Raw genomic sequence first — 25,815 nt, forward strand, 5'->3', positions numbered from 1 at the left:
AATACAGAACCATTACAAAGATTTAGATCATGGCAACGCTCACCGACGACGTGAAAGCGTTTGTCGTACAGGCGTTGGCGTGTTTCGACACTCCGACTCAGGTGGCGAACGCAGTAAAAGAGGAATACGGCATCGCGATTGAACGCATGCAGGTCGCGGCATACGACCCAACCAAGTTCTCCGGCCGCAGTCTTTCGAAGAAGTGGCGCGAGATTTTCGACGCGACGCGGGAGGCGTTTCTCAAGGATCAGGCTTCGATTCCGATCGCCAATCAGAACTTCCGGCTGCGAGCGCTTGACCGTCTCTATCAGAACGCCGCAAGTCGTGGAAATGCCGCCCTCGCCGCCCAATTGCTCGAGCAGGCAGCCAAGGAATCGGGTGGCTCGTTCACCAACCGTCGAGAGATGACAGGCAGAGATGGCGCCCCCCTGATTCCGACCAAGAGCGCCCAGGAAATGACGGATGACGAACTCGCCGCCTACATTGCAGCAAGCGGCGCAAGAGCTGTGGATCCGCCGCAGGGCTAGAGAAGATGTGCTTGCGTACGCGCAAGCCATTGAGATTCCCGGCAAGCCAGCCGGCGAAGATCCCGATACGGAATTCTTCGAGCCCATCGAATCGACGATGGCGCAGCACCACCGCCTCATTCTCGAGACTATGGAGCGGGTCAGCAAGACGCCGCATGGGCGGGCGATGTTCTTCATGCCGCCTGGCTCGGCGAAGTCGACCTATGCGTCAGTCGTTTTTCCGTCGCGCTACCTTGGTGCAGAGAAGAACCGCAAGGTCATTCTCGCCAGCTACGGCGATGATCTTGCTCGCAAGATGGGCCGCCGCACGCGGTCGATCATCAAGCAGAAGCGATTCAAGGGAATTTTCGACTGTGAGCTGACGACCGAATCGTCGGCGGCGCAAGAGTTCTCGCTGACCAATGGCAGCGAATACATCGCGACCGGTATTCTCGGCGGCGTCACTGGTAATCGCGCGAACGGAATCATTATTGATGACCCGGTGAAGGGTCGCGAGCAAGCCGATTCGCCGACGATCCGCGACAAGACGTGGGACGCATATAACGACGATCTGAAAACCCGCCTGATTCCTGGTGGCTGGGTCGTCATCATTCAGACGCGCTGGCACGAAGAGGATCTGGCTGGGCGCATCCTTCCCGAAGACTGGAAAGGCGAGTCCGGGCCGATCCTTTGCCGCGATGGAAATGTCTGGGAAGTCGTCTGTCTGCAGGCCAAGTGCGAGGTTCAGAATGACCCGCTTGGCCGGAAGATTGGCGATTATCTGTGGCCCGAGTGGTTCACAGAAAAGCACTGGTCGCAATTCCAAAAGAACGTCCGCACCTGGACTTCGCTTTATCAGCAGTTGCCGCGGCCTCTCGACGGCACGCTGTTCAAGGTCGCATCGATGCTGGTCGACGGCAACCCCGTGGCCATGCCGCGCCAGTGCGATTACGTGTTCGCTATCCTGGACAGCGCGTTAAAGGCAGGAGATAAGAACGACGGCACTGCTGTCGCCTATTTCGCGCGCAACAAGCACGTCGGCCATCCACTAGTGATTCTCGATTGGGACATTACTCAGATTGAAAGCGACTTGCTCACGGAATGGTTCCCGACCGTGATGGATCGGTTGAGCGAATTGGCCCGGATCACGGGCGCCCGATTCGGTAGCGCGGGCTCATTTGTCGAGGACAAGGGATCTGGCATCACCCTACTCCAGCGCGCCGTTCGAAGTGGATGGCCCGCTGAAGCAATTGACAACAAGCTCACCTCGATGAGCAAAGACGCCCGCGGTACTGGCGTATCCGATTACGTCGAAAGCGGCATGGTGAAGATCTGCGAAGCCGCATACAACAAGCGCGTTCAGTACAAAGAGCGGCTGCAAAACCACTTTCTCAGCCAATTCTTCGGCTATCGGCTCGGCGTTCCAAATCAAGCAGATGACCTGTATGACACGGGCGTCTACGGTATAGCAATCGGTCTCGGTGATTCCGACGGCCTTTGAATCTCATCCCTCATGGCAGAAATCACAATCGGCGGCTCGAGCCTGTCGTCCGCGCTGACCGATCTGCTGATGGCGGATGACATCATGCCGGGCGCCGAGCCTAGCTATCAGCTATGCAAGACGGTATATGCGTTCCATCCCTTGGGCGGGAAGATCGTAGATCAGCCGATCAAGATCGCGATGTCGCAGAAGCGGCTCATCTCGATCCCTAACAGCCCGGAAGAACGGGTGCGCGAGGCATTCGAGCGTAAGTGGGCTGAGATCAGCGCTGACATCTTCATTGCCAATACGTGGCGGCTGGCGAAGATCTATGGCGCGTCTGCGATCGTCTACGGCGCAGAAGATGTCGACACGAACGCACCCATCAAGCCGGAAAATCTGGCGAAGCTCGAGCTTTATTTCAATTCGCTGGATCCGCTGAACACGGCTGGCTCGCTTGTTCTTAATCAGGACCCGAACGCGCCTGACTTTCAAAAGCCGACCGTCGTTACCGCGGCGGGCCAGACGTATCACCCGTCACGTTGCCTCGTGTTCTTCAATGAGGCGCCGCTGTACATCGAATACACCAATTCGGCATTCGGTTACACGGGCCGATCAGTCTATCAGCGCGCACTGTATCCGCTGAAGTCGTTCGTGCAGACGATGATCGCGAACGACATGGTCAGCCGCAAGGTTGGCGTGATTGTCGCGAAGATGAAGCCCGCTGGGTCGATCGCCGACCGCGCGATGGCCGTCCTGCAAGGCATCAAGCGCAATGTTGTCAAGGAAGCACAGACCAACAACGTCATCAACGTCACGCCAGAGGAAGCGATTGAAACTCTGAATCTGCTGAATGCGGATGGGGCGTTGACGACGGCGCGTAAGAACATTCTCGAAGACATCGCCGCAGCAGTTCCCCAGCCAGCGAAGTTGCTCAATTCCGAATCGTATGCCGAAGGCTTTGGCGAAGGCTCGGAAGACGCGAAAGACCTGATCCGCTATATCAAGCACGAGCGGGAGACGGTCCAGCCGCTCTATCAGTTCTTCGATAACATCGTCATGCGACTGGCATGGACGGAAGAGTTCTACGCCACGATTCAGGCCGATCTTCCTGAATACAAGGACGTCGAATACACCGAAGCGTTCTACCGATGGAAAAACGCGTTCGAAGCGACATGGCCTTCCCTCATGGAGGAGCCGGAATCGAAGCTCGTCGAGGTCGAGAAGGTCAAACACGAAGCGATGATCGGACTCGTCGAAACGCTTCTCCCTCAACTGGACCCGAATAACAAAGCGGTCCTGATCCAGTGGGCGGCAGATAACGTCAGCGAGTCGAAGAAACTGTTCCCGAACCCGCTCATTCTCGACTATGACGATCTGAAGAGCTACCGCCCTCCCGAGCCACCTGACGAACCCGAAGCGCCGACTCACGCACTCTGATGGCATCCCAATCCTTCTACCAAGTAGTGACCGAGGCGGTTCGCTACTTTGAGGAGCATGGGTTTCAGAGCGCCGAAGAGTTGCAGATGTGGACTGATCGCATCCGTCGCGCTGCGGCCGAGACGCTAACGCCCGAGAATGTTCTCAACGACGAACTAACGAGGGCGCTTAGTGGCATCTACAAGCGGCTGATTGATGACGGGCAGATCCTCAAAACCCACAAAGGGATCGAGCGCTTCACGATCAATCGTCTGAAGCCTCAGCTTCGCACGGAGCTTGACCGGCGTCTGATGGTCTCGCGCAATCTGATCAAGCTGAATCGAAAGCAGGCTGTCGACAAGGCCGTGCAGCGCATGGCTGGGTGGGCTTCAAGCATTCCGGCTGGTGGCTCTAATGCGGTCGACGTCAAGGACACGAAGGACAACATCCGCAAGGCGCTGACGTCGCTACCTTTCGAGGAAAGGCGATGTGTCATCGATCAATCGCACAAATTTGTCGCTTCGTTAAACGACATCATAGCCACGGATGGCGGCGCGATTGCGATGCGCTGGAATATTCGCCTGTCGCCCGGCTATCACAATCGGGTTGAGCACAAAGAGCGAGCCGGAAACATCTATCTGCTTCGATCAAGCTGGGCGAAGGAGAAGGGGCTAGTCAAGCCAGGATCGGCCGGCTACTACGACGACATCACCAAAGTCGCCGAAGAGGTTTACTGCTCCTGCTATGCGACGTGGATCTACAACCTGAGAGATCTTCCCGAAGACATGCTGACCGTTAGGGGGCGCGAGGCATTGGCTGATGCAAAAGCCAAAATTGCTGCCATGAGAGCATGAGATGCCATTAGAAGAAGGATCAAGTCGAGAAGCAATCAGCGCGAACATAGCAACGGAAATTCGCGCAGGGAAAGACCCGAAACAGGCCGCAGCAATCGCATATAGCGTGGCCGGCGAGAGCAAAGCAGATGCCGAGAAAGTACGTGCAGCGGGCTCGCTGATCATCGCGGACGGCAATGTTCTGTTTTTGCGCCGCGGAAACGGTGGCGATCATCCGGGAGAGTGGGCGTTTCCTGGCGGCGGCATCGAAGATGGCGAGACGCCCGAAGATGCCGCGCGGCGCGAAACATTCGAAGAGGCGGGCTACGAACCTCACAAGCTGATCGAGATCGGCCAGTCCGACGATGGCACAGTCGAATTCACGACGTTCTTCCACGAGTGCAGGCCGTTCGATGTCGCACTGAGCGACGAAAGCACGGAATACCTTTGGTCGCCGATTGGATCGTGGCCGGAACCGTTGCATCCCGGCTGCCGGTTTGTGCTTGAGTCAGAGGCATTCAAGGCGATCCGCAAGGCGCGGATGAACGAGACGGAACTCGCGCGGGCGATGGTTGCTGGCGAGTATTCGTCGCCGCAGTTCTTCCGGAACATGTGGCTGTTCGATATCCGGATCACCGGAACGGCGACGTCCTACCGATCGAAAGACGAAGAATACGTCTACCGCCCTCCTGAGAACTATCTCAGCGACGAGTTCCTGGCGCGGTGTAACGGCCTTCCGGTCATTGTCGATCATCCAGAGAAAGCGACGCTCGACTCGCAAGAGTTCAAAAAGCGCATCGTGGGCACGGTCATGCTGCCCTACATCAAGGGCGACGAAGTCTGGGCCATCGCTCGAATCTATGACGAGGCAACTGCGACGCTCATGTCGCAGGAACAACTGTCCACGTCACCCTCTGTCGTATTCCGCAACCCCGACATCGAAAACACCACTGCGACCCTCGACAGTGGCCAAGCATTGCTTATCGAGGGAAAACCGTGCCTGCTCGACCACATCGCGATTTGCGAAGTCGGCGTGTGGGATAAGGGCGGCCCGCCATCTGGCGTATCCACCATTAACGTTCAGGAATCTGACATGAATGAAGACGTGAAGGCCAAGGCGGACGCCGAGGCGAAGGAAGAACTCGAAGCGCGAGCCAAAGCCGACGCGGAAGCGAAAGCCAAGGCTGACGCTGAAGAAGAAAAGGCGAAAGCCGATTCGGAGAAGTGGGACAAGCTGATGTCCGCAGTCGATTCGCTCTCGAAGCGTGTCGATTCGATGTGCGAAGCCAAGAAGGCTGATGCCATGCCTGCGGATGAAATGCCCGTTGGTGACAAGAAGGCAGATTCGGCAGAAGACAAGGACGCCAAGGAGAAGGAAGCCGAAGCTGCCAAACTCAAGGCCGAAGCGAAGGAAGAGGAAGCCAAGGCCGACGCAGAGAAGTCCGCCCTGCTCGCGCGCGTTTCACAACTCGAAAATCTGCTCGTACAGACCGCATCGCTCACGCCGAAGCCCCTCACGGATGCTGATCACGCCGCATTCGCTGATGCGCAAGCCAAGGCCGACAGCGTCTATTCGGCATTCGGTAAGCAAGCCCCGCGCGCCCTGAATGGTGAGGATGTGCTCGCCTACAAGAAGCGCCTCGCTGCTCCGATGAAGTCGCATAGTTCGGCATGGAAGAACGCCGATCTCAGCAAGCTCGAAGCCGACGTTTTCGCGATTGCAGAAGAATCGATCTACGCAGACGCTGCTATGGCCGCCAACTCGCCGGCTGCTGGTGAGCAAGGTGAGCGTTCGCGCACGCGCCGTCTCGATAGCGGCCACATGGTGACGGAATTCTTCGATAGCCGTCCGTCCTGGATGGATGCACACCGCACGCCGCGCCTGAAGAGCAAGATCCTCCAGCCCAAGAGCCACTAACGCTCGTCGTCATCGAATGAAGGCCCGCCAAGCGCGGGCCTTTTCCATTTCTGGATAAGGAAACATGATTAATACCCCCTTCTATCCGTACCAGACGACGAATGCTGCTGGCTCGTTCTCGGTACAAAGCGCAGGTTATGTGCAAGGCGTCTATCAAGACGCTCCTGCGCTCCGCTATTCCCTTGCGACGGGCACCCTGTCGGCCAGTGCCACCGCTCCGATCTGGGGCGGCATGGCGATCTCGGAAAGCGTCGCTCCTGCATCTGGTTATGACCGCACGCAAGGCGGCACGATCGCGGCCGCAACGGCGCTCACGAACCTGACCGGCTTCTCCGTTTTCAACAACGCCTATGCGTGGCCCAGCTCGCCGCAAAGCCCGGTGCCGACCGCCGGCGCTACTGGCATGACGATCCCGTTCTTCCGTATGGGCTCGGGTATTGCGATTCCTGTCGCGATGGATCCGTCGCTCGTTTCGTTGGATGGCGGCCTGATCACGCAGCAAGTGTCCTGGGATTTCAACGACCAGGTGCTTCAGCCGTATGACGCATCGACCGCTACGTACTCTGTCACGTCGGCTACCTCGAGCTATGCGAGTGGCGTGTACACGATCGCCATCGTGATGGCAGCGGCTTCGCCGGTCGCTGCGGTAGGCGATGTCATCAACATCAGCGGCGTGACCAGCACGGGCGCTGCGCTTGTGAATGGTACGCAGACCGTTACGTCGTTCACCGACAACCAGCACTTCAGCATCCAGATCACCGCGGCTTCTGGCGCGATCGCGACGGGCGCGCTGTCGGGCACGATCGTCCTGAACTACGGCACGGGCGCCCTGCCGGTGAAGATCCTTGACATCAGCGCCGGTAACGGCATGACGGTCCAATACAACGCAACCACTGGCGCGGCTACCTGGAATCGTTCGGGTTACGTGGCTCTCATCCAGATCTGAGGTTAAACAATGGCGAATCTCGTTCCCGCACAGATTCGGGTGAATCCGGCTTACGTCGTGCCCGAATTGCTTCTGCAGTATCAACAGGCGTCTGGCGCCTTCGAAACCATCGCGACGGGCGACCCGCTCGTTCGCCTCGGCGACGGCGATCTGGCTGTCTACATCAAACGTCTCGACGTCCGCACGCAGGTTCAGACGGGCCAATTCGTTGCCAACGCCGTGCCGAGCTGCACGGTCGTCTACAACGAAATCAGCACGCCGACGTACATGATCCGCTCGCGTGCCGAGTACGATCACCACGACACAGCCGCTCTCGGCCGCGTTGGCGCTTCGACCGTCGAAGCGCACCGCTTGGCCATGCGTCAAGGCACGTTCCAGCAACAACGGAACCTGCTTCTGTACGGCGCAAACCCGGCGAACGGCGAAGGCCTGATCAACCAGAACGGCGCAACGTCGCTGAATCTGCCGGCCGATCCGAACGGCAATTCGACCATCAGCACGTACGACAACGGCGCGCTGGCCTTCTTCCTGCTCCAGCAACTCGGACAGATCAAGGTTCGCACGATGCAAATCGGCATGCCGGCGCGTTTCTCGATCGTGACGACCCAGCGAATCCTTGAGACGATCAGCTATCAGGGCATCGTGCAGCTCACGCAATTCCAGCGCGAAGGCGCCGGTTCGAAGTCGACGCGCGGTCTCGTGGACGACGTTCTCGACTGGAATGATGACGAGATCACGTGGGGCGCTGACGATACGCTCCTTGGCAAGGGTGCGGGCGGCACGGACATGATCATCATCTCCATGCCGGAAGTGAAGAAGCCGAATGCAGGTCGTATCAATACGAACGCATTCGCCGAGCTCACCCCGGGCCTTACCGCCTGCTCGCTCCAGCTTGTCGACCGCGCTGCTCCGACCGAAATTACGGCACCGCTTCCTGCGGGCGCTGTCGACGTCGTGTCGGAACTGCGTTCGACCTCGGGCTGGTCGCCGCGTCCGGAAAGTTTGACGCTGATCTCGGCCGGTTTCTAACGGTCAAGTCCGTGGATAGGTTGCGCAACTGACAAGCACGCCCCCTGTCGTGTTTCCACGGACTCCAGTACAGGGATAAATCAACAGGGAAAGTCATGGCACTCTACGTCGCAAATTTGACCAAGCAGATCTGGGAAATGCATTACTGGGTTCCGAACAGCCGGAAGCCGGTCTTCACCAAGATTCAGCCTTTCAGCCAAGCAAGCATCTATCCGCAAGGCAGTCGACTCGATCACGAGAGCATCGTGGATCAGCACAAGATGTATGGCCTGATTCCGCTCGCCGAACTCGATCGGACGAAGGGTTATATCCGTCACGTTTATCAGTTCGATACGCCGGTACCGCTTGATCGCCTCCATTCGATGGACGAGCGCAATGAAGACGCGCTAGTTGAAGAATCTCTGGAGCGCCGAAAGGAGGCCGCGATCGCAATGGACGATACGATGAAGCGTACGGCTCAAGAGACCGACACCAAGATCGGCAGCTTCGAGGTCGAACTCGAGGAAGTTGAGCAAAAAGGCGTCGAACCGCAGATTCACGAAGTGATTACGGTTGGCGATGAGAATCAGCAGCCTCGTCGCCGCGGCCGTCCGCGCAAATCATGACGCCCTATCTTCCGAACGCTGGCGGTCTCGCCCCATGGCAGACGCAGACGACGCCCAACACGACGGATTTCTACACGTTTCTGTCTACGATCGCGCAGATCCCGTCGTCTGCGCTTCCTTCAAATAGCCCATACATCCCTTGGGCACTGAGCTACGCCGAGGAAAAGACGTTGCTGGTGTTGTACGCGATCGGCCAGGACTATTACTGTTTCGCGGTCTACCTGTTGGCGACGTCGTTTCTGATCAACTGGTGCCCAGATCAGCCCGGACAGACGTTTTTCGCCACGTTGCGTAGTCAGTGGAATTTGACCGGCTTCGTCGGTGGCACCGTGCAGTCGTCAGCCGATGAGAGCACGTCAGAATCCCTGCTTGCCCCTGACTTCATAAAGGGCCTCACTTTAGGGCAGCTACAAGCTCTCAAGGATCCCTACGGGCGACAATTTTTGGCCATGTGTCAAGACCTAGGCCCAATCTGGGGCATTTCCTGAGGTAAATCGTGGCTGCACGTGACATTGACATGCCAACGGCGGATGCCGGCGGCAGTTATGAAACAATCCCTCGCGGCCCCACTCTCGCGCCCAGCAAGAGTCTGACGCTCTGCCTGGGTGTGTTCGATGTCTCTTACTCGAACCATGAGAATACGGAGAAGGTTCCTCAGGCGAAGAAAGGGAAAGCCAACAAGCCGATCAAGCCCAAGTCCGACTCTGGCACGAAGACCACTGGCGACGTTGCCGAAATCCTCGAGGAAAAATATGGCGTGATGGATGCGTTCATGTTTGCTCATGAGCCTGATGTCGCCCATGAACTGGAAGACGCGCTAGCGGGCGAGCTTGAAAATATGCTGATGGGTGCGCCGCTCGCTTCTAATCCGTTCCAGAAGGCCGAGTCGGCGATCACGGCGATGTTCAAGCAGTTCCTGTCGACTGCGGCAATCGAGCACATGGGAATTGAGAGCGTGCCGACCCTGGCTGCACTAGATGGGGTGAATCACCGCCTGAAACATCCATATGCGAAAGGAAACCCGCGGCGACCATCGTTCATAGACACGGGCATGTACCAGTCCCATTTTGTGGCATGGGTGAAGTGAAATGCCGAGCATCGCGGAATCCCTAAATAGCCAGTCACAATTGGCAGATACGCTGGCAGCGGGCGTCAAGACGCTTTCGCTAGATCAACAGATCACCTTCACGCAGTACAGTCAGAACACGATTCCCACTGATGGGTATGTGTTCTATGTGAATACTGGTGCCACAACGACGATCCAGGGCTCTCTGCACTACGCGACTGATCGTCACCAGAATGAAGACGAGACGATCGACATTGACCGCGTCATCTTCACGGCACTCGAGCAGATCGACGTATTCAACGAGGCGGCGCCAGGAGATTTGTTCATCGGCACGTTTGACGGACTGCAATTCTCATTCAGTGCGCGCGGTTCGTTCTACAAACAGGCAAATCTCTACCACTACGTCGGCAACGCGGTCTATCCGGCTTTAGCGTCACAGCTGGTCGACAGCCCTTCTGATCTGCCTGCCGGGCCCATTGTCTCGAATAGCCTACCGATCTGGCTGGCACAAACGACATTCGAAACCACCACGGTTCCGGTGTATGCCTCATACCTCGTGCCGGCTAATGTTGTTCCGCCCTATGTGGCGGTCCATATTGAGCCATCACTCACCGAAGTGCCATCGTTTCCAATCGATGTGTGGCCCGGCAACCCCAGCCCGTTGACAGCTTTGCAGCCGATGCCGAGCACTCAGCTGGCAAAAGATCGCGTGCGACTCACGCTGTATGGATTCACCAGTCAACAGGCAATCCAGTACTTCCATGCGCTCATCGAGTATTCGCTCAATACCGACAACTTCGGATTTGGAAATTCCCCAGCGATCCGAGACGAGAAGCGCACGCAGACCGAACTCGGCGTCATCGCGATGAAAAAGACGATCGAAATCGATGCCTGGTATTTCCAGTCGACCGCAGACGCGATCGCCCGGCGCCTGATTCTCGAAGCAGGTTTCTCTTCTGTCACCACGTAGCGGGGCATTCCCAGCTACCGACTTCCACCCCGCTCCGGCGGGGTTTTTCATTTCTGGAGCCCATAAATGCCCCAAGCCCCGCTTCAAGCCAATGTCGCAGTCAATCAGTCAACGCTCAAGAGTGCCCCGCTTCAGATGGATGCGGCAGGCAATCTGCTTATCGGCAATGGCTCGAATAACAAGCTCAATCAAACCGGTACCTTCCTCGTCAAGGGTTCGCCGGGCCGCATCTGCAAGATCATCGCAGTCAGCGGCACTGCCGCGGCTTTGACCGTCAATGACGTCGCCACGACTGGCGGCGTTGCAACGGCAAACATTGTGGCGACATTTACGTCCGCTCAGATGGCGGCCGGCTCGATCCTTCCCCTCGATTTCCCTTGTCTTGCCGGCATCGTGGTGCAGGCGGGCACGAACGTTGTGGCTGTTTCGTTCGATTAAGTAGACGCGCCTTCCCTTTCCAGCCCCGCCACTGAGCGGGGCTTTGTCATTTCTGGAGCACGCTCTCTGTGGCTACCACAATTACGCCAACCATCGTTACGGTAAATACGACCGTAACGCGGGCGCCGACCGTCTCACAGCTACAGCAGAGCGGCGCCATCGTCTCGACGGGCGGAACCACGCTTGCGACGGGCACGTACCAGTATTGCGGCACGCTGGCGCAGGTTACGTCGATTCTGGTCAATCCCGCAACACTGACGGGCATCACCTGGGCCAGCGGTACAGCTACGGCGACGACCACGGCCGCGATTGGCGTTTCGACCGGTCAGACATTCACGACGACGATCGCCGGTGCAGTTCCCGCGGGCTATAACGGCACGTATGTCGCGACCGTTACTGGCGCGAACACCTTCACATTTGCGCTCACGACGAATCCCGGCACGGAAACCACGCCCGGCACCTACATGCCGGCGAATTCCGGCTTCCTGAGCAATGCCGCTACGACGTTCTTCGCGCAGGGCAATTCGGTAGGTTGTTACGTGCTTGAGCTTGGCGCTCAGACGACCGCTGCTGCTGCGATTACTGCCCTGCAGACGTGGATCACCGGGAACAGCAGCCCGCAGATTTTCTACGCGTATCTGCTGCCGGGTTCGTGGGATTTCTCCTCGTCCGCCGCGCTCAATACGATGACGGCGAATTACGAAAGCCCGAGCGGCCAGACGTACTTCTTCGTCACGACGACGGTATCGAATCTGCCGACGTACGAGACCAATAAGGCCGTATTTGCGACGGTGCCCAGCCCGACTGCGGCAAGCACGGAGCATCAGGCATCGCAGCCGTTCTATCAATGGCTTGTGAATAACCCCGGTTCGGCGAATCCTCTGGCGCCGATGTCGTATCGGTACGGATTTGGCGTCACGCCCTGGTCGCAGATTGGTAACCAGACGAATATCAATACCGTTCTGACGGACTACGGCAACCTGATTCTGACGGGTGCTGAGGGTGGCGTCTCCACCGCGAGCCTGTTCAAGGGCACCACGATGGACGGCGAACAGTCTGCTTGGTGGTACGGCATCGACTGGTTCCGTATTCAGGTCAAGCAGGCATTGGCGAATGCAGTTATCAATGGGTCGAACAGCAATCCGCCGCTGCTATATAACCAGCAGGGCATCAATACCCTACTGGCGGTAGCGCAAAACGTCGCCAATAACGCAGTGAAGTTCGGTTGCGCTCTCAGTGCAGTCGTGACTGCGGTCCCGTTTTCTACATACACGACCCAAAACCCGAGCGACTACAACAACGGGATTTACAACGGGTTCTCGGCGACGGTGGTTGGTCAAAACGCCTTCCTGACGCTCACATTCCAGCTCGACGCTACCCAGTTTGTGGGATAAGGAGAATTAAAACATGTCTAATCCTTATCTCGTAGCTGGCCCGTTGAACCGTGTACGGTGCCATGTCGTCATCGCAGCTTTTACAGCGCTCAACATTACGCCGCAATACATGGGCAAGAGCTTTTGTCGCATCGAGTTTGAGGGCGATTTCACTACTCAGATCGAGACGGCAACGGGCGTTGTCAACTCGCCAGAGCCGTATGTGATGGCGACGATTACGGTGGGGCTGTTGCGCTCTCAGGCCCTCGCGTCTTCGTGGCTATCACAGGTTCAAAGCGGCACCATTCTTGGTGACGTGACCATCTATAGCGACACATCGTCGTTCCCGGCGATCACGCTCAATGACACTGCCGTCCGGATGATGAACCCCGGCGCCTACGATGGGACTGATCCGGTTGTGGGCCTGACTCTCCGCGGGACGTTCAATGTGAACTCGAGCCTCTGGAATCCGACGTAATCCCTTATGCCGCGGCTAGGCTTGCAACCGAACGCCGGCCCCTTACCGGCTGCCGCGGCTCCTTCCAAGGATCTGACTTAAGGAGTCAGCATGCAAATCAACGAACAACGCGCACTCGTGCTACCTATCGTGACGGAGACAGTCACGAAGAGCGTCACGAAAAAGGTCGACGGCAAGGATGTTACCGAGACGGCTACAGAAGATGTCGTCAAGGTTTGGGCCTATCACACGCCAATCTCCAAAGAAGTTTTCGATTCACATTTCCGGGTTCTGGCGTCCACTAAGTCAGCACTGTCCAGCAAGGGCGCCCATTATCTGAGGGCAACAGCCCCGCGCGTTGCATATCTGACGCTGAAGGACGAGGGAAAGAAGGATGCCCTGTCTCGAGGATCGATCGACGCACAAGGCAATGTGCGCGACGATGATACTCCAGCGCTTCTAGCTGAAATGAAGCGTCTTACGATGATTCTGGCGCCTGGCGCGAATGGCTGGGACTTGCTTCCCGTCGATATGGCTATCTCGACCGGGAAGATGGATGCAGAAGATTGGGAGGAGGTGGCCTCTTCCATAACTTTTTTCTCCTGTCACTATGTGATGGCCCGCAAGGCGGATCGGGAAGTGACGGCTCAAGCTTACGCTTTCCTGCTGGATGCATCGATTTCATCCTTGAGCGCTACGGAGTTCGCCGCTTCCTTGCCGAGCTCGACACCAGCACAACCTACACCAAACCCACGATCCTTGATTCCGTCCTAAGCTACGTCGCTGGAGAAGGATTCGGCGCGGTCTTTGAGCGATTTGATTCACCCTATCGCACGGCGCATCAGTATCGCCAACGATATCTTCTCGAAGCCCTTAAGCGATGACTGCCAAGAGCATTGTCCAGGTCGAGGTACAAGACGGACAGTTCAGAGAATTTCTTGATCTGTTCAACAAGTACCAAAAGAAACTCGAAGAGATGCCTGCCGGTTGGGATAAGGTGACCGGAAAGATCGAAGATGCTGCTGATCCGCTGGGGATTTTTGCCAAGCATACGGATGAATCCCAGAAGCATCTAGCCGTCGCTGCGGCACAGGCCGGGATGATTTCCAAGGCTATTCGGGATGCGATCGGTGCTCAGGATAAGCTGAACACGAAAACGAAGGATGGCGCGATCCAGATGGGTCGCATGGCCAAGTTTTCGAAGGAGATGCACAAAGACTTCTCCAAAATGAGCAGCATCCTGTTGAAAGTCGGTGCGCTGGGCGGCACCGCGATGGCGATCCCCGGCGCAATTCTCGCATCGACTAACGCTGTCGCGAATCAGAATCTTCAGGCCCGTGGCCTTGGCCTTCGTATCGGGCAGACTCAGGCATTCAACGCTAATTTCGAGCGCTTCGGTCTTGGCACTTCGGATCTCAGCAACGTCGCGAACGCGCAATCAGATGTCAGTAAATGGCGAGCCTTCATGGCCGCGGGGCTCACGCCTCAGCAGATTCAAAATGAAGACGCCGAGCAACTGACCTACGACTTCGCTCGGGCTGCTAGTGGGAAGTATCGAGAGTGGCAGAAGGCGGGTTTGCCAGCCGCCACGATGGCGCAAGCATATGGCTTCACTGACATTCTCTCGCAACAACAACTTCGTACTGGCGCGAGTTACGAGGATTCCAAGTTCGTCTCAGCCCAAGCCAAGACACTTGCAGATGCCAAGGCAAACGAGATCAACCAAGGCGTAGCCGACCAGGCTTCGGACGTAAAGGCGGCTCTTCAGTCCGACTGGGCGAAAGTTCTCAATGAGTTCAATAGTCAGCTCGCAACGGCCGCCCCTGAACTTAAGACCATGGGCGACGCAGCCGCCGCGGCCGCGATTAATCTCCTGAAGGTCGCCGGGCCCGAGGCGAAGAAAGTTCTTGATGCCATCGAGGGGTCGCCTGTATCACGAGATCAAGCGAAACAAGGTGGTGTTGTCGGTGGACTGGCGACCGCCGGATACTGGATGCGCGACAAGTGGGCGGCGCTCACTAACTCGCATCTGAATACGCCGACTGACTCGCTTTCCTCGATTCTCGATGCGCAATATTCAATCGAGTCTTCGCGCGGAAAGAAGCTTCTTTCGCCTAAGGGCGCCATGGGCCCGATGCAGTTCATGCCCGATACCTGGAAGGAATGGGGTCACGGAGATGTGAACAATCTCCAGGATTCCATGGGTGCCGCGCAACGGTACGACACTTTCCTGTTGCGTAGATATAGCGGAGACGTCCGGAAGGCTCTTGCCGCCTACAACTGGGGCATGGGTAATCTTGATAAAGACATCTCGAAGCATGGCGATCAGTGGGAGCAGTACGCGCCGCGAGAGACGCAGGACTATATCGCCAAGGCGTTGCAGCTTATGGCGAAGAAAGGTCAGAACGTCAATATCAACATCACCAACTCGACTCCGAGCCGCGTAGCGGTCTCCATGAACGCCTCGCCTTATTGATATGACGACACCTGCAGCCGCCACCGCGTATGACTTGGCGTTCCAAGTGTCGCCTATCATCTTGGTGGGCGGCATCGCATCGAACACTCTCGGTGGGATGCTGCCCATCATCGCGTTGACCGGGCAGATTGCATCGTTTGTGCAGGGTGCGGCATCTAGTGGCTCCCTTAGCACAGACGATTTCTTCGCCAGATTCGTGCCAGTCCCCGGTTCTACGCTGGTAAGCCAGCAAGTCGCTCAGTACCCCTTCGCAAACCAGACCGTTGCTGCAAATGCGACTATCCAGAATCCTCTGGCGATTTCGCTGAGGATGATCGCGCCGGTTAAGGATACAGCCGGGTATTTGACGAAGACCGCGATCTTCACTTCGTTGCAGAGTTCTCTGGTGGCGCACAACGCCGCCGGTGGCACGTACACCATCGCCACTCCCGCATATATCTATACCAACTGTCTGCTGCTTGACATCACGGATGTAACTGGGGGTGGAACGAAGCAGCAACAGATCGAATATCAGTGGTCGTTCACGCAGCCTCTGATAACCCAACAGCAGGCATCGGCGGCATATTCATCGCTGATGAGCAAGCTAACAAGTGGCGCACAGGTAACTGAGCCGACCACCGCAGGTACTTCGATTTGGTCGAACGCGCAAGTCGCTGTTGGATCGGCCGCCCAGAATGCGGTCCAAGGTATCGGCCAGCTTAGCGGCGTAGTGAATCAGTATCTCTCGGCGCCAGCTCTATGACTACCCTCATCGCATTTCAGCCGAACAATAGCGCCTCGCCTCCCTTCTCCGTCTCGGTCACTCTAGACTCCACGAGCTATCAACTAATCGCGACATGGAACCTGTCGGGGCAACGATGGTACGCATCGCTGCAAGATCAGTCGGGGAACACGGTCTGGATGGGTGCGTTGATCGGATCGCCCCTCGATTCAAATATCTATCTCGCGCTCGGCATCTTCCAGACATCGACTCTGCTGTACAGGGCAGACACCGGAAACTTTGAGATCACCCCCTAGATGGCACGCTATTACGAACTCTCAGTGACGCCGCAGGGAGCGTCGACGCCAGTTCGTACCTGGTCATCCCATCCGAACGGAATCTACAATCCTGCAGCAGCGCAGATTGAATACGATGCGTTGGTAGGACCCTATGGAACACCAACAGGAGCGTCTACAGTCACGGTCTACGGGATTGCCCTGCAAGATCTGACGCAGGCTCAACAGTTCGCCGGCATGACGCTCGAGCTAAAAGCCGGCATGAGCGCCGGACTTCCACTGGTTAATCCAGCGCAGGCAGGCACGATCCTGAAGGGTCTGATATTCCAGTCATTTGGCAATTGGGAAGGTGTCAATCAGACGCTGGATTTCGTCATCATCCCGGGGAGCTACACGAATGACACGCCAGGCAACATCGTTCTGAACTGGACCGCCGGAACTCAGCTATCGATAGCCCTGCAGCAGACGTTCTCCGTCGCCTATCCATCGATGCAGGTATCGATGAACATCAGTAATGATCTGGTGCAGAATCATGACGAGATCCACGTCTGCGGGACATTGGATGAACTGGCGCAACTCGTTGGCGACATCACCGAAGGCATCTTCGATGATCGGGTTCAGATCAGCATTCAGGCCGGTAAGCTGATCGTTTATGACGGATCATATGTACCCTCGCCTGTTCAGATAGCTTTCACAGATCTGATTGGGCAGCCCACATGGATTGGTGTCAATGCGATCCAGGTGAAAACAGTAGCACGGGCGGATCTTCAGGTCGGCGGCATCATCGCAATGCCGCAAGGCATGCAGAATCAACCAGGTCTCGTAACGACCACGCAGGCTGCATACCCGTCGACCATCAAGTATCAAACGACTTTCCAGAATAATTTCGTGGTTCAGGAACTTCGCCAGATCGGCAACTACCGTTCCGCAGATGCGGCGCAGTGGTCCACGATCATCAACTGCGTGACTCAAGCAAATGGATGATAACTACGGAAAGCTGTGGCTACAAAAGACCACGAACCAGCTTGCCGTAACGCGCGCCCAGCAAGCAATCAAGAGCCTCGGACGCGCGCTTCCGTGCAGAGTGACTGCAGTATCCGGGGCGATCGTCACAGTCGCTTTTGAAGTGAACGCCGCACCTTGGAATTTGCCGCAGATTACGATCCCAAAGGCGGAAAGTCCGTGGATCCGGATGCCCACGCAAGTCGGCGATAAGGGCGTCACCATGCCGGCGGACGTGTATCTTGGAGGCGTCTCCGGCCTGGGCGGCGGAGTCGCCTCAATGCTGCAGCGTGGCAATCTGAGCGCGCTTGTATTTGTGCCGGTGAGCAACGCAAACTCGGGTCCAATCGACCAGAATGCGGCTCAGATTCAGGGCCCAAATGGCGCAATCATTCGCACGACAACAGGGACAACATCGTCAATCGTGACGAACGATAGCGGGACGACGATCACATTCGGGACAACGACGCTAACTGTGAATGCTGCTGGCATTACGTTGACTGTAGGCGGGCAAACATTCACGTGGGGCGGGGCCGAAGCCGTCTCGACACTCCCGATTCAGGCTCCCGACGTCATCTTGCCGAATGGCGCTGTGAATGAGCATTATCACCCGGGCGTACAGACTGGATCGGGCAATACGGGCACGATGACTGGTTAATACGATCGTCCGTACGATCCTCGGATGCTGCCGTATTGGTCTTCCCATGCACTGAACACGTATCCCAGGTCGACGTTGCCGTTGCTCCAGTGAACGGTAACTGAGCAAACAATCTTGTATCGATTCGGCGCATATTGAAATGCATCGGAACTTGGGAGTGCATCTATTTTTGTGATGTGAGCGGCGTTCGGCCCCAAGTCAAGCAAATAGGGGATGTTCGCCATCTCAAGATCATGCGCAAGTGGCGCTTGGCAGTTTTGTGGGATGCCAGTCAGATCGGCGGCATGGGCGGCGATCGGAAGTAACAGCGCAAGAAGTAACGCCTTCATCAAAGTCCCCCTGTGGCGATGGCGAACAGCATCACTAGAGCGAATAAAACGGCAAGTGTGATCAGGAAGGAAATCACGGTCTTCTTGAAACCTTCAATCATGTGCGTCTCTCGAAGTTATCTGGATTGAACCGCGGACAAACATCGCAGCACTTGCCGATGCCAGCCGCTTGTATCTGATCTCTGATAGATGCCGGATGGTCTCGCTGAGCCTCAAACCAGTCGAGCATATATGCGCATGGGAATTGGTAGATTCCCCGCTCTGGAAGAGGCGTGATGTGCTTGAACTCCGGGTGAATGTGCTCATACATGCGCCGCGGCGCGACTGGGAAATACGGACTATCGATGAGGCGGAAACAGTGCGCCCGATGGTCTCGGACGGCGCATGATTCGACAAAACACCTTATGACGCTTTCCAGATGGTATGCCTGCACCATCTCGCCGATGATCATGCGGCCTTTCACATAGAAGTGCGTCCCTTTCCAGCCACGGATGTAGTGGATCAACTGCATTGCCTGTGCTCCTCCCACGGCATCTGGCGAGAACCCTGCAACATAGACGCGCAACGACTCTAGATCGCGCTGAGAGAATAATGTGGCGCGTTCGGCAATCTCAAGCGCCCAAGGCAGCGCCTCAGACCGGCTACGAAGGAATATCGCCAGCAGCAGGTAATCGAACGACGCCGCGCTGAGATTCGCTGGGGTAAAGAAACTGGCTGGATTCATGGTTCAAAAATATGCGCACATATGCCCGGGTAAATAACGAGGATGGCACGAAGACGTGGGTAGTCATCCAGACTGACGCAAACGGTTTCAACGACAGTGTCTGGCTTACAACTCTAGCCCAATGCCTTAAGTTGAACCTGGGAGAGAGCCCATTTTTCGCCAACTTTGGAATTCCGCAATATCAGACCATCATGACCCAGGTCATGCCTGATTATTACGTTTCACAAACGCAGACTCAGTTCTCGTCGTATTTTGCATCCCTGACGCTGACTCGCGCACAGGGATCATTCCCGCCGGTCTACAACGTTACCGCAGTCTGCCATAGTGGCGCCATCTTGACACCCTATGTCGATTCGTCGGTCGTTGCCCCGCAGTTGAATAATACTTTCATTCTCGGTACGTCGACACTCGGATGAAGCGCTTCCTTCTGCTCTCGCTGCTTTTCGTCGCCTCGGTATCGGACGCCCAGTTCACGACCGGGCAGATCCTGACGGCGCAACAGCTTAACAATCAGTTCGCACTATATCTCCCCCTTGCTGGCGGCGCTCTCACCGGTCCTTTGACTGTACCGACGTTGACTGTAACAAATGGATTGACCATCGGCAGTCTCTCGCCGGTCGCCGCTAATACCGTTCTCGCCAATGCGACTTCAGCGAGCGCAAGTCCAACTGCATTCGCGATGCCAAGTTGCAGTTCGGCGAACAACGCGCTGCAGTGGACGAGCGGGACGGGGTTCACATGCTACGGGAGTAGCGCTTCGCTAACGGGCGCAACGTTCACGGGCAATGTTGTCATTAACAATGCCAATGCGCAAATCCAGGTCAATGATTCATCGGGGACGGGCCATTCCGATTACTACCTCTATGGATCAGGGTCGCCATTCTGGGATTGGAGGCTCATCAGTTCGAGTGGACTTCTCCAGCTCGTACGTTACGTAAGTGGTGTCAACACCGACCAACCAATCTCAGTTTCAAACTCCACCGGCATCGTCGCCTTCGCCGATGGCATAACGGTCAAAGGAACGACGGTACTCGGAAATCTGACTGGGACCACATCAAGCATTGGCGGAAGCTCACTCGCTGCTGGTGCGTGTGCTACCGGAACCGTAGCGGTAAGTGGCGCAACGACCAGCATGGCTGTCGCAGTATCGCCAGTTGCGACTCCTGGGGCAGGATACGTCTGGGAGGGTTATGTCAGCGCCGCCGGGACCGTGACTGTAAATGTCTGCGCGATCGTAGCTGGCACACCTACCGCCACTACTTACAACGTCCGCGTAGCGCAGTAACGTCTCCTATCTTAAATACGAGCCCGCCGCGAGCGGGCTTTTTTATTGCCGCTCGTAAATGGCCACTTCAAGCTCGACCTCCATCCCGCTGGTCATGACGGCATCGGGACCGGTGCCCAGCACGCCACTCGCGCTGCGCACCGCATTGATCAATGGCGTCGCAGCGACTAATCCCGACTACACGGCCAATCTACCAGGCAGTTTGATCGAGGATATCGCATCGACCGACACTGGCGCACTAGTCGCGATTGATCAGGCTCGAGTCGATGCCATCAACAGTGTTACGCCCTATGGCGCGAATGCCTTCATTCTGGCACAACTCGGCGCACAGTTCGGTATAGCCCAAGGCGTTGGGGCGAACGGGAATGTCTATGTCCAGTTCTCGGGCCCCGCTGGCTATGTGTTCCAACCTGGATTCGTTGTTAGCGATGGTTCGAACCAGTACGCACTCCAGGATGGCGGCGTAATCCAGACCGGCGGCACTAGCCCTCTGCTCTATGCTGTCTCGACAAATAGTGGCACGTTCGCCATACCGGCGAATACTGTCAACCAGACCATCACCTCAATTCCGAGCGCTTATTCGGTTGCGGTGAATAACCCCGAAGCGGGCACTCCCGCTACTTCGGCGCAATCTGTTCAGGATTACCGCTCACAGGTCATGACAGCCGGGATCGTGGCTTCGACCGGCACGCCTTCCTATCTGAAGTCTCTTTTGTATGCCATCACTGGAGTCCAACAACGCTTGGTATCCATTAATTCGGTGTCGGGTGGGTGGCAAGTAGTTTGTGGCGGTGGTGATGCTTATTCTGTGGCGAACGCCATTCTGCAAGGTGTACCCGATATTGCAACGCTACAAGGCTCGCAACTTGCCATCACTGGCATGACCGCGGCGAACCCGGTTGTCATCACCACAAATCTAAATCATGGGTACATCTCGGGCCAGCCCGTCACGGTGAGCGGTGCAACGCCGAGCGCGTACAACCTGACCTATACCATCGCATCGGTCACGGCGACGACTATCACGACTACTACCAACGGATCGGGATTCGGGGCGTACACAAGCGGAGCGACGCTGACGCCGAATCCTCGAAACGTCTCGGTCTCACTTTTCCAGAATCCGGACACGTATTCGATAACGTTCGTCAATCCTCCGGCTCAGGTTGTCACTGCCGCTGTAACGTGGAATACGACGTTGCCGAGTTTTACAAGCGGCACGACCGTAGCCCAATTGGCTGCTCCTGCACTTCAGTCATATGTGAATTCAGTGTATGTAGGTCAGCCTCTCAATGAACTGGAGATGACGGCCGTGTTCCAGAACGCGGTGGCCTCCGTCATTGAGCCGAGCAACATAACGACGCTGCAGTTCGTTGTGACGATCAATGGCGTGACGGCTAGCCCTACCGCCGGCACAAGCATCATTCCGAGCGATCCTGAATCATTTTTCTCCGCTTCGGCGACGGCAATCACGGTAACGCAAGGCTGACGATATGGGACAGATCGAATCATTCTCGACTCTGCCGCTGCAGCAATGCATTCCGAGCTATTTATATTGGGAATACAGCGACGATCAAGACCTGCAAGCGTTTGTCACGTCGTTCAATTCGATAACGCAAGGGTATACGGATTGGTTCAACAATACCCCGCTCGGCCTCTATACATCGCCGAACGTTACCGGACCTCTGCTCGACTGGATCGGCAATGGTGTGTATGGAATACCGCGCCCAGTTCTCTCGAACCAAACCAGCTTCGTAACGGCCGGCTATAACTCGATCCCATACAACACGATGGCCCCGTATGACGGCTCAAGTTTTACGTCTTCGGGAGCATCTTCGCTTGCATCGGACGACATCTACAAGCGAATGATGACGTGGAATCTGTACCGCGGTGACGGGCAGATGTTCACTATGGGGTGGCTGAAGAATCGTGTTAACCGATTCATAAATGGTGCAAACGGATCGGACTATGAGGTTCTCAATGACCCGCCATCGATCTCTGTCTCGGGGAACACGTTCACCATTACCTCGTTCGATGACTCGGTTTTCACCGCGCTCCAGGAATTGGTGAATGCGAGATTGGTCTCGGTCCCATTCCAGTACAACTTCAGTTTCGTCAACATCAGCTTTTACAACGATGGTGGCGTGCTATGGATGACGGCGCCACTGAACTATCCAACCAGTTCTGTGGGACTTTCAGCTGGAGCCGTCTGGTACAACGGCGGCACTGTGGCTGTTACACCCGGAGGATCTGGCGCAGGATCTCCCGTCTATTTCGGGTCCATCACTGCGGCCGGTCTGCTCTCTCTTGGTGGCGGCGGTCTGCCAACTTCAAATCCACACAATCTGAATCAGCTCTGGAATAACTCGGGGCTGATATGTATTTCTGCCGGCTAACTCGCAATGACAACCTTCATTTTCGCGAATAACGTCAATACGACACTGGCCGGGGCTGTTTCGACCAGCGCAACGACAATCACGCTTGCCAGCACCGCCAATCTGCCAACAACTATCCCATCAGGTTCCGTTCTTGTCATAACACTAAATGATGCAGCCACGAGGCAGAATTTTGAAGTTGTCTACGCCACCGCAAGAACGGGCGCAACCCTAACCGTCCTGCGCGCACAAGAAGGCACCGCTGCTTTGGCGTGGTTGACTGGAGATTATGCTTTCAGTCCGCCGACTGCGGGTCAGCAGGCTTCATTCGGGCAGCTTGCGGAGGCGAACACATGGACCGGGAATAACGGCTTCACTAGTCCAGTCGCCGTGGCGAATGCAGTTGCAGCGGGGGAAGCCGTTGCGCTTGGCCAATTCCTGATGTCCCTTGGTGTCCCGGGGTATCTGGAAATTCCGGCCTTTGCCGCCGGCAGTCCTATCACATTCATTCTTCAATGGGGAAGTGGTACCGCGCCAGCTTCGGGAGGGAATACCACATCCGCCACAGTGACATTCAGTCAGCCATTCTCGAATGCTTGCGTCTATGCAAGCGCAAATGCATTAGGCGGCGCAAATTCCGTGGGCGGCGGCAATCCAGCTTCAAATGCACACAATTATAGCAAAACTGGCTGCACTGCCGTATTTGACGTCTTAAATTTTACGACATTCAATCAGTCGTTGTCGTTCACGTGGTTTGCTCTTGGATATTGATAAATGAATGAAATCTACGGGGCGCCTCAGCCGTTGAATGGGGGCGAGTTGGTCACAATTTGGCAAACTCAAAGCGGATTGCTCGCCAAATGCACGATGCCGCTATCTCAGTTCCTCCAGTTTATCTTCTCTAGTCTGCCAACGACCAAGCCCACCACTGCCGGCCTACCCTGGAACAATTCTGGCGTAGTTTCCATCTCGTAAAAGACCATATGACAAAAATCCTTTTGACGGCACTTCTCGTGCCGGCGATGGCGTTCGCCCAGACTTATCCTTCGCCGACGTTCAGTAGCCTGACGCTCCAGAACCCGCTCAGCGCATCAAGTGGCGGGACTGGCGTTGCCAACTCGAGCACGATTACGCTTGGCGGCAATCTAGTGACCTCGGGCGCTAACGCGCTCACGTTCACGACGACGGGGGCGACCAACATCACACTGCCGACTAGCGGCACTCTGCTGAATAATTCGTCCGGCGCAATGTCGGGGGCGAATAGCAACATTACGTCGCTCAGTGGTCTCACGACGCCCCTCTCTGTGGGTCAGGGCGGCACAGGCGTCACGACCTCTACCGGCACGGGTTCGGTGGTATTTTCCAATTCTGCGACACTCGTTACTCCGGCGCTCGGCACACCATCGTCCGCTACGTTGACTAATGCAACTGGCCTTCCAGTTGCGACGGGCATCAGCGGCCTCGGTACCGGCGTGGCCGCCGGTCTCGCAAATGCTGTGACGGGTTCTGGTGGCCCGGTACTCGCCACATCTCCGACTCTTGCGGGCACGCCACTCGCCCCGACTGCTGCGGTTGGCTCGAACGGCTCGCAGATCTCGACCACGGCCTTCGTTGCCAACCACTCGCCATGTCCATCGATCATGGACAACGGCGGCAACAACACTGGCGGCGGCGATAATAGAACGGCATTCGCTACAACCGCGGCTCTCGGCCCAAGCGGTCAAGCATGTGTTTACTTTCCGCCAGGGAACTATGCATTTGGTGGGAACGCGTCCTACACACTGCCTAGTGCAAGCGCCAATATAACGATTATTGGCGCAGGGCCAGGACTTACCGCACTTCAATGGGCAGGTGGAGGCGGGATGACAATAAACTTTGTCGGGCTAAGAAATTCTGCCCTGATACAGGATATGTCATTTATTACCGGATCAGCAAACGTTGGATCTGGGTTAACTCTGAACCAAACTTATAGTAATACCTCAGCGCCAGGTAATTTTCTCAATACGACCGTCAAGAATCTCGTATTTGCCGGCTCGGATTTCACCGGAAATGCCACTAGCTGGAGCGACTTCTGGAATACCGGACTTCATATAGCTGGCGTCAGTAACGTAAATATCTACGACAGTACCTTCTATGGGGCAGCCGGAACAAATGGGGTTGGAATTAATCTTACTGGCAGCTCGGGTGCGCAAGCTCTCGCCATCAATCTCCATGGAGATACCTTCAATCTTCTTGGGAATGCCGGGATTATCTATAATGAGTACGTACAGGGCCTTGCCGTAACATCTAGCAACTTCACGGGGGATGCTATTGGGATCGAGGTTGTTAACCCGAATGTCCAACAGGATGAACTGGTTGTAACAAATTCTCAATTTAATTGCTATTCTTTTGGGATTTTAGATGAAATAGGCGTTGGCGGACTGATAATTCATGGAAATTATTTCCTAATCCCTGCTGCGAGCGGTTACTCATCCAATCCGACTGGCGTGCTTTTGCAGAAGGTTAATGGTGCGATTGTCGCTGGAAATGTTTTCCAACTATATAGTTCTCCAGCCACAGGAACAATTGGGATTGAAATCTCTGGATCTAGCACGATACCAGGCATAATTACTGGGAACATCTTCGCTCAGTTGACAGCGGGGATTGATCTCTTGTCCAGTTCGAATTATATCAACGTTCAATCAAATAACTATGTCAGCAACACCAGCAACGTGCTGAATAGCGCAAACGGAGGGACTTCCGTGTGCCCACCTACCGGTAGCGCCAACTGTATTGGTACAGCAGCAACTCCTTAATGTAACTACCATGTGGCATACTTGGGCGACTCACCCATCCAGGTATGCCCCATGAGCAGTTGCGCAACAGAACCAAGTACACACAATAGTGCGGCAATACAGCATCACAGTCCAATCCTTGGCCTCACTATTGTGATGTTC

Annotated in this window: 27 protein-coding genes; 25 read left to right on the forward strand and 2 right to left on the reverse strand. The window is 56.1% G+C overall.

The window, feature by feature from the left end; translation table 11 throughout:
- The first annotated feature begins 29 nt into the window (after window positions 1–29).
- The 20 genes from U5A57_RS20880 to U5A57_RS20970 all read left to right on the forward strand — a co-directional run bounded on the left by U5A57_RS20880 (window position 30) and on the right by U5A57_RS20970 (window position 18,172).
- Window positions 30–527 (forward strand): DUF2280 domain-containing protein, encoded by a 498-nt coding sequence (locus U5A57_RS20880; protein ID WP_321913568.1) that lies wholly within the window; start codon window positions 30–32, stop codon window positions 525–527.
- Window positions 463–2,007 (forward strand): terminase large subunit domain-containing protein, encoded by a 1,545-nt coding sequence (locus U5A57_RS20885; protein ID WP_321913569.1) that lies wholly within the window; start codon window positions 463–465, stop codon window positions 2,005–2,007. The genes U5A57_RS20880 and U5A57_RS20885 overlap by 65 nt, the downstream gene beginning before the upstream one ends.
- 12 nt (window positions 2,008–2,019) lie before the next feature.
- Window positions 2,020–3,426: an anti-CBASS protein Acb1 family protein gene (locus U5A57_RS20890; protein ID WP_321913570.1), complete on the forward strand. Its 1,407-nt coding sequence runs from the start codon at window positions 2,020–2,022 to the stop codon at window positions 3,424–3,426.
- Complete coding sequence (locus U5A57_RS20895) at window positions 3,426–4,259, forward strand: hypothetical protein (protein WP_321913571.1); 834 nt, start codon at window positions 3,426–3,428, stop codon at window positions 4,257–4,259. The genes U5A57_RS20890 and U5A57_RS20895 overlap by 1 nt, the downstream gene beginning before the upstream one ends.
- 1 nt (window position 4,260) lies before the next feature.
- The gene (locus U5A57_RS20900) at window positions 4,261–6,156 is read left to right on the forward strand and encodes an NUDIX domain-containing protein (RefSeq protein WP_321913572.1); all 1,896 of its coding nucleotides are present in this window, start codon (window positions 4,261–4,263) and stop codon (window positions 6,154–6,156) included.
- Between the two features lie 64 nt (window positions 6,157–6,220).
- Window positions 6,221–7,102, forward strand: a complete 882-nt coding sequence (locus U5A57_RS20905) for a hypothetical protein (protein ID WP_321913573.1) — start codon at window positions 6,221–6,223, stop codon at window positions 7,100–7,102.
- 9 nt (window positions 7,103–7,111) lie between these two features.
- Window positions 7,112–8,131, forward strand: a complete 1,020-nt coding sequence (locus tag U5A57_RS20910; RefSeq protein ID WP_321913574.1) for a DUF2184 domain-containing protein — start codon at window positions 7,112–7,114, stop codon at window positions 8,129–8,131.
- 95 nt (window positions 8,132–8,226) lie between these two features.
- Window positions 8,227–8,736 carry a hypothetical protein gene (locus U5A57_RS20915; protein WP_321913575.1) on the forward strand — a complete coding sequence of 170 codons (510 nt, stop codon included), beginning with the start codon at window positions 8,227–8,229 and terminating at the stop codon, window positions 8,734–8,736.
- Window positions 8,733–9,224, forward strand: coding sequence for a hypothetical protein (locus tag U5A57_RS20920; RefSeq protein WP_321913576.1), 492 nt, complete (start codon window positions 8,733–8,735; stop codon window positions 9,222–9,224). The genes U5A57_RS20915 and U5A57_RS20920 overlap by 4 nt, the downstream gene beginning before the upstream one ends.
- Window positions 9,225–9,232: 8 nt before the next feature.
- The gene (locus U5A57_RS20925) at window positions 9,233–9,823 is read left to right on the forward strand and encodes a hypothetical protein (RefSeq protein ID WP_321913577.1); all 591 of its coding nucleotides are present in this window, start codon (window positions 9,233–9,235) and stop codon (window positions 9,821–9,823) included.
- Window position 9,824: 1 nt separating this feature from the next.
- Window positions 9,825–10,772, forward strand: a complete 948-nt coding sequence (locus tag U5A57_RS20930; RefSeq protein WP_321913578.1) for a hypothetical protein — start codon at window positions 9,825–9,827, stop codon at window positions 10,770–10,772.
- 66 nt (window positions 10,773–10,838) lie between these two features.
- Window positions 10,839–11,210 carry a hypothetical protein gene (locus U5A57_RS20935; RefSeq protein ID WP_321913579.1) on the forward strand — a complete coding sequence of 124 codons (372 nt, stop codon included), beginning with the start codon at window positions 10,839–10,841 and terminating at the stop codon, window positions 11,208–11,210.
- Between the two features lie 68 nt (window positions 11,211–11,278).
- Complete coding sequence (locus tag U5A57_RS20940) at window positions 11,279–12,604, forward strand: hypothetical protein (RefSeq protein ID WP_321913580.1); 1,326 nt, start codon at window positions 11,279–11,281, stop codon at window positions 12,602–12,604.
- 13 nt (window positions 12,605–12,617) lie between these two features.
- Window positions 12,618–13,061, forward strand: a complete 444-nt coding sequence (locus U5A57_RS20945) for a hypothetical protein (protein WP_321913581.1) — start codon at window positions 12,618–12,620, stop codon at window positions 13,059–13,061.
- A 90-nt stretch (window positions 13,062–13,151) separates the two neighbouring features.
- Complete coding sequence (locus tag U5A57_RS20950) at window positions 13,152–13,814, forward strand: hypothetical protein (RefSeq protein ID WP_321913582.1); 663 nt, start codon at window positions 13,152–13,154, stop codon at window positions 13,812–13,814.
- Window positions 13,815–13,920: 106 nt separating this feature from the next.
- Entirely contained in the window at window positions 13,921–15,516 is a 1,596-nt protein-coding gene (locus tag U5A57_RS20955) for a lytic transglycosylase domain-containing protein (protein ID WP_321913583.1), read from the forward strand.
- A gap of 1 nt (window position 15,517) precedes the next feature.
- Window positions 15,518–16,258, forward strand: a complete 741-nt coding sequence (locus U5A57_RS20960; RefSeq protein WP_321913584.1) for a hypothetical protein — start codon at window positions 15,518–15,520, stop codon at window positions 16,256–16,258.
- Window positions 16,255–16,533 (forward strand): phage baseplate plug protein, encoded by a 279-nt coding sequence (locus tag U5A57_RS41700; protein WP_415774649.1) that lies wholly within the window; start codon window positions 16,255–16,257, stop codon window positions 16,531–16,533. Before U5A57_RS20960 ends, U5A57_RS41700 begins: the two co-directional genes overlap by 4 nt.
- Window positions 16,534–17,496: a hypothetical protein gene (locus U5A57_RS20965; RefSeq protein ID WP_321913585.1), complete on the forward strand. Its 963-nt coding sequence runs from the start codon at window positions 16,534–16,536 to the stop codon at window positions 17,494–17,496. It abuts the gene before it with no gap.
- Entirely contained in the window at window positions 17,489–18,172 is a 684-nt protein-coding gene (locus U5A57_RS20970; protein ID WP_321913586.1) for a hypothetical protein, read from the forward strand. The genes U5A57_RS20965 and U5A57_RS20970 overlap by 8 nt, the downstream gene beginning before the upstream one ends.
- On the opposite strand, the gene U5A57_RS20975 is transcribed toward U5A57_RS20970, so the two are convergent.
- Window positions 18,169–18,501: a hypothetical protein gene (locus U5A57_RS20975; protein WP_321913587.1), complete on the reverse strand. Its 333-nt coding sequence runs from the start codon at window positions 18,499–18,501 to the stop codon at window positions 18,169–18,171. The genes U5A57_RS20970 and U5A57_RS20975 overlap by 4 nt on opposite strands.
- A 97-nt stretch (window positions 18,502–18,598) precedes the next feature.
- Window positions 18,599–19,225, reverse strand: coding sequence for a hypothetical protein (locus U5A57_RS20980; RefSeq protein WP_321913588.1), 627 nt, complete (start codon window positions 19,223–19,225; stop codon window positions 18,599–18,601).
- A 412-nt stretch (window positions 19,226–19,637) separates the two neighbouring features.
- Between U5A57_RS20980 and U5A57_RS20985 the strand changes: the two genes are divergently transcribed.
- The 5 genes from U5A57_RS20985 to U5A57_RS21005 all read left to right on the forward strand — a co-directional run bounded on the left by U5A57_RS20985 (window position 19,638) and on the right by U5A57_RS21005 (window position 25,674).
- Window positions 19,638–20,510 (forward strand): hypothetical protein, encoded by an 873-nt coding sequence (locus U5A57_RS20985; protein WP_321913589.1) that lies wholly within the window; start codon window positions 19,638–19,640, stop codon window positions 20,508–20,510.
- A 58-nt stretch (window positions 20,511–20,568) separates the two neighbouring features.
- Window positions 20,569–21,993, forward strand: a complete 1,425-nt coding sequence (locus tag U5A57_RS20990) for a hypothetical protein (protein ID WP_321913590.1) — start codon at window positions 20,569–20,571, stop codon at window positions 21,991–21,993.
- A gap of 4 nt (window positions 21,994–21,997) precedes the next feature.
- Window positions 21,998–22,900: a hypothetical protein gene (locus U5A57_RS20995; protein ID WP_321913591.1), complete on the forward strand. Its 903-nt coding sequence runs from the start codon at window positions 21,998–22,000 to the stop codon at window positions 22,898–22,900.
- 6 nt (window positions 22,901–22,906) lie between these two features.
- Window positions 22,907–23,650 (forward strand): hypothetical protein, encoded by a 744-nt coding sequence (locus tag U5A57_RS21000; protein WP_321913592.1) that lies wholly within the window; start codon window positions 22,907–22,909, stop codon window positions 23,648–23,650.
- Window positions 23,651–23,862: 212 nt separating this feature from the next.
- Window positions 23,863–25,674: a hypothetical protein gene (locus U5A57_RS21005; protein ID WP_321913593.1), complete on the forward strand. Its 1,812-nt coding sequence runs from the start codon at window positions 23,863–23,865 to the stop codon at window positions 25,672–25,674.
- Window positions 25,675–25,815: the final 141 nt, after the last annotated feature.

It is taken from the genome of Paraburkholderia sp. J11-2, assembly GCF_905220185.1.
Lineage (GTDB): Bacteria > Pseudomonadota > Gammaproteobacteria > Burkholderiales > Burkholderiaceae > Paraburkholderia.

Coding starts and splice junctions, on each gene's coding strand:
- U5A57_RS20920 (WP_321913576.1), top strand. CDS start 8,733: ATGACGCCCTATCTTCCGAACGCTGGCGGTCTCGCCCCATGGCAGACG.
- U5A57_RS20975 (WP_321913587.1), bottom strand. CDS start 18,501: ATGAAGGCGTTACTTCTTGCGCTGTTACTTCCGATCGCCGCCCATGCC.
- U5A57_RS20880 (WP_321913568.1), top strand. CDS start 30: ATGGCAACGCTCACCGACGACGTGAAAGCGTTTGTCGTACAGGCGTTG.
- U5A57_RS21000 (WP_321913592.1), top strand. CDS start 22,907: ATGACAACCTTCATTTTCGCGAATAACGTCAATACGACACTGGCCGGG.
- U5A57_RS20930 (WP_321913578.1), top strand. CDS start 9,825: ATGCCGAGCATCGCGGAATCCCTAAATAGCCAGTCACAATTGGCAGAT.
- U5A57_RS20970 (WP_321913586.1), top strand. CDS start 17,489: ATGGATGATAACTACGGAAAGCTGTGGCTACAAAAGACCACGAACCAG.
- U5A57_RS20955 (WP_321913583.1), top strand. CDS start 13,921: ATGACTGCCAAGAGCATTGTCCAGGTCGAGGTACAAGACGGACAGTTC.
- U5A57_RS20990 (WP_321913590.1), top strand. CDS start 20,569: ATGGCCACTTCAAGCTCGACCTCCATCCCGCTGGTCATGACGGCATCG.
- U5A57_RS21005 (WP_321913593.1), top strand. CDS start 23,863: ATGACAAAAATCCTTTTGACGGCACTTCTCGTGCCGGCGATGGCGTTC.
- U5A57_RS20935 (WP_321913579.1), top strand. CDS start 10,839: ATGCCCCAAGCCCCGCTTCAAGCCAATGTCGCAGTCAATCAGTCAACG.
- U5A57_RS20965 (WP_321913585.1), top strand. CDS start 16,534: ATGGCACGCTATTACGAACTCTCAGTGACGCCGCAGGGAGCGTCGACG.
- U5A57_RS20900 (WP_321913572.1), top strand. CDS start 4,261: ATGCCATTAGAAGAAGGATCAAGTCGAGAAGCAATCAGCGCGAACATA.
- U5A57_RS20905 (WP_321913573.1), top strand. CDS start 6,221: ATGATTAATACCCCCTTCTATCCGTACCAGACGACGAATGCTGCTGGC.
- U5A57_RS20985 (WP_321913589.1), top strand. CDS start 19,638: ATGAAGCGCTTCCTTCTGCTCTCGCTGCTTTTCGTCGCCTCGGTATCG.
- U5A57_RS20960 (WP_321913584.1), top strand. CDS start 15,518: ATGACGACACCTGCAGCCGCCACCGCGTATGACTTGGCGTTCCAAGTG.
- U5A57_RS20980 (WP_321913588.1), bottom strand. CDS start 19,225: ATGAATCCAGCCAGTTTCTTTACCCCAGCGAATCTCAGCGCGGCGTCG.
- U5A57_RS20915 (WP_321913575.1), top strand. CDS start 8,227: ATGGCACTCTACGTCGCAAATTTGACCAAGCAGATCTGGGAAATGCAT.
- U5A57_RS20885 (WP_321913569.1), top strand. CDS start 463: ATGACGAACTCGCCGCCTACATTGCAGCAAGCGGCGCAAGAGCTGTGG.
- U5A57_RS41700 (WP_415774649.1), top strand. CDS start 16,255: ATGACTACCCTCATCGCATTTCAGCCGAACAATAGCGCCTCGCCTCCC.
- U5A57_RS20950 (WP_321913582.1), top strand. CDS start 13,152: ATGCAAATCAACGAACAACGCGCACTCGTGCTACCTATCGTGACGGAG.
- U5A57_RS20945 (WP_321913581.1), top strand. CDS start 12,618: ATGTCTAATCCTTATCTCGTAGCTGGCCCGTTGAACCGTGTACGGTGC.
- U5A57_RS20995 (WP_321913591.1), top strand. CDS start 21,998: ATGGGACAGATCGAATCATTCTCGACTCTGCCGCTGCAGCAATGCATT.
- U5A57_RS20890 (WP_321913570.1), top strand. CDS start 2,020: ATGGCAGAAATCACAATCGGCGGCTCGAGCCTGTCGTCCGCGCTGACC.
- U5A57_RS20910 (WP_321913574.1), top strand. CDS start 7,112: ATGGCGAATCTCGTTCCCGCACAGATTCGGGTGAATCCGGCTTACGTC.
- U5A57_RS20895 (WP_321913571.1), top strand. CDS start 3,426: ATGGCATCCCAATCCTTCTACCAAGTAGTGACCGAGGCGGTTCGCTAC.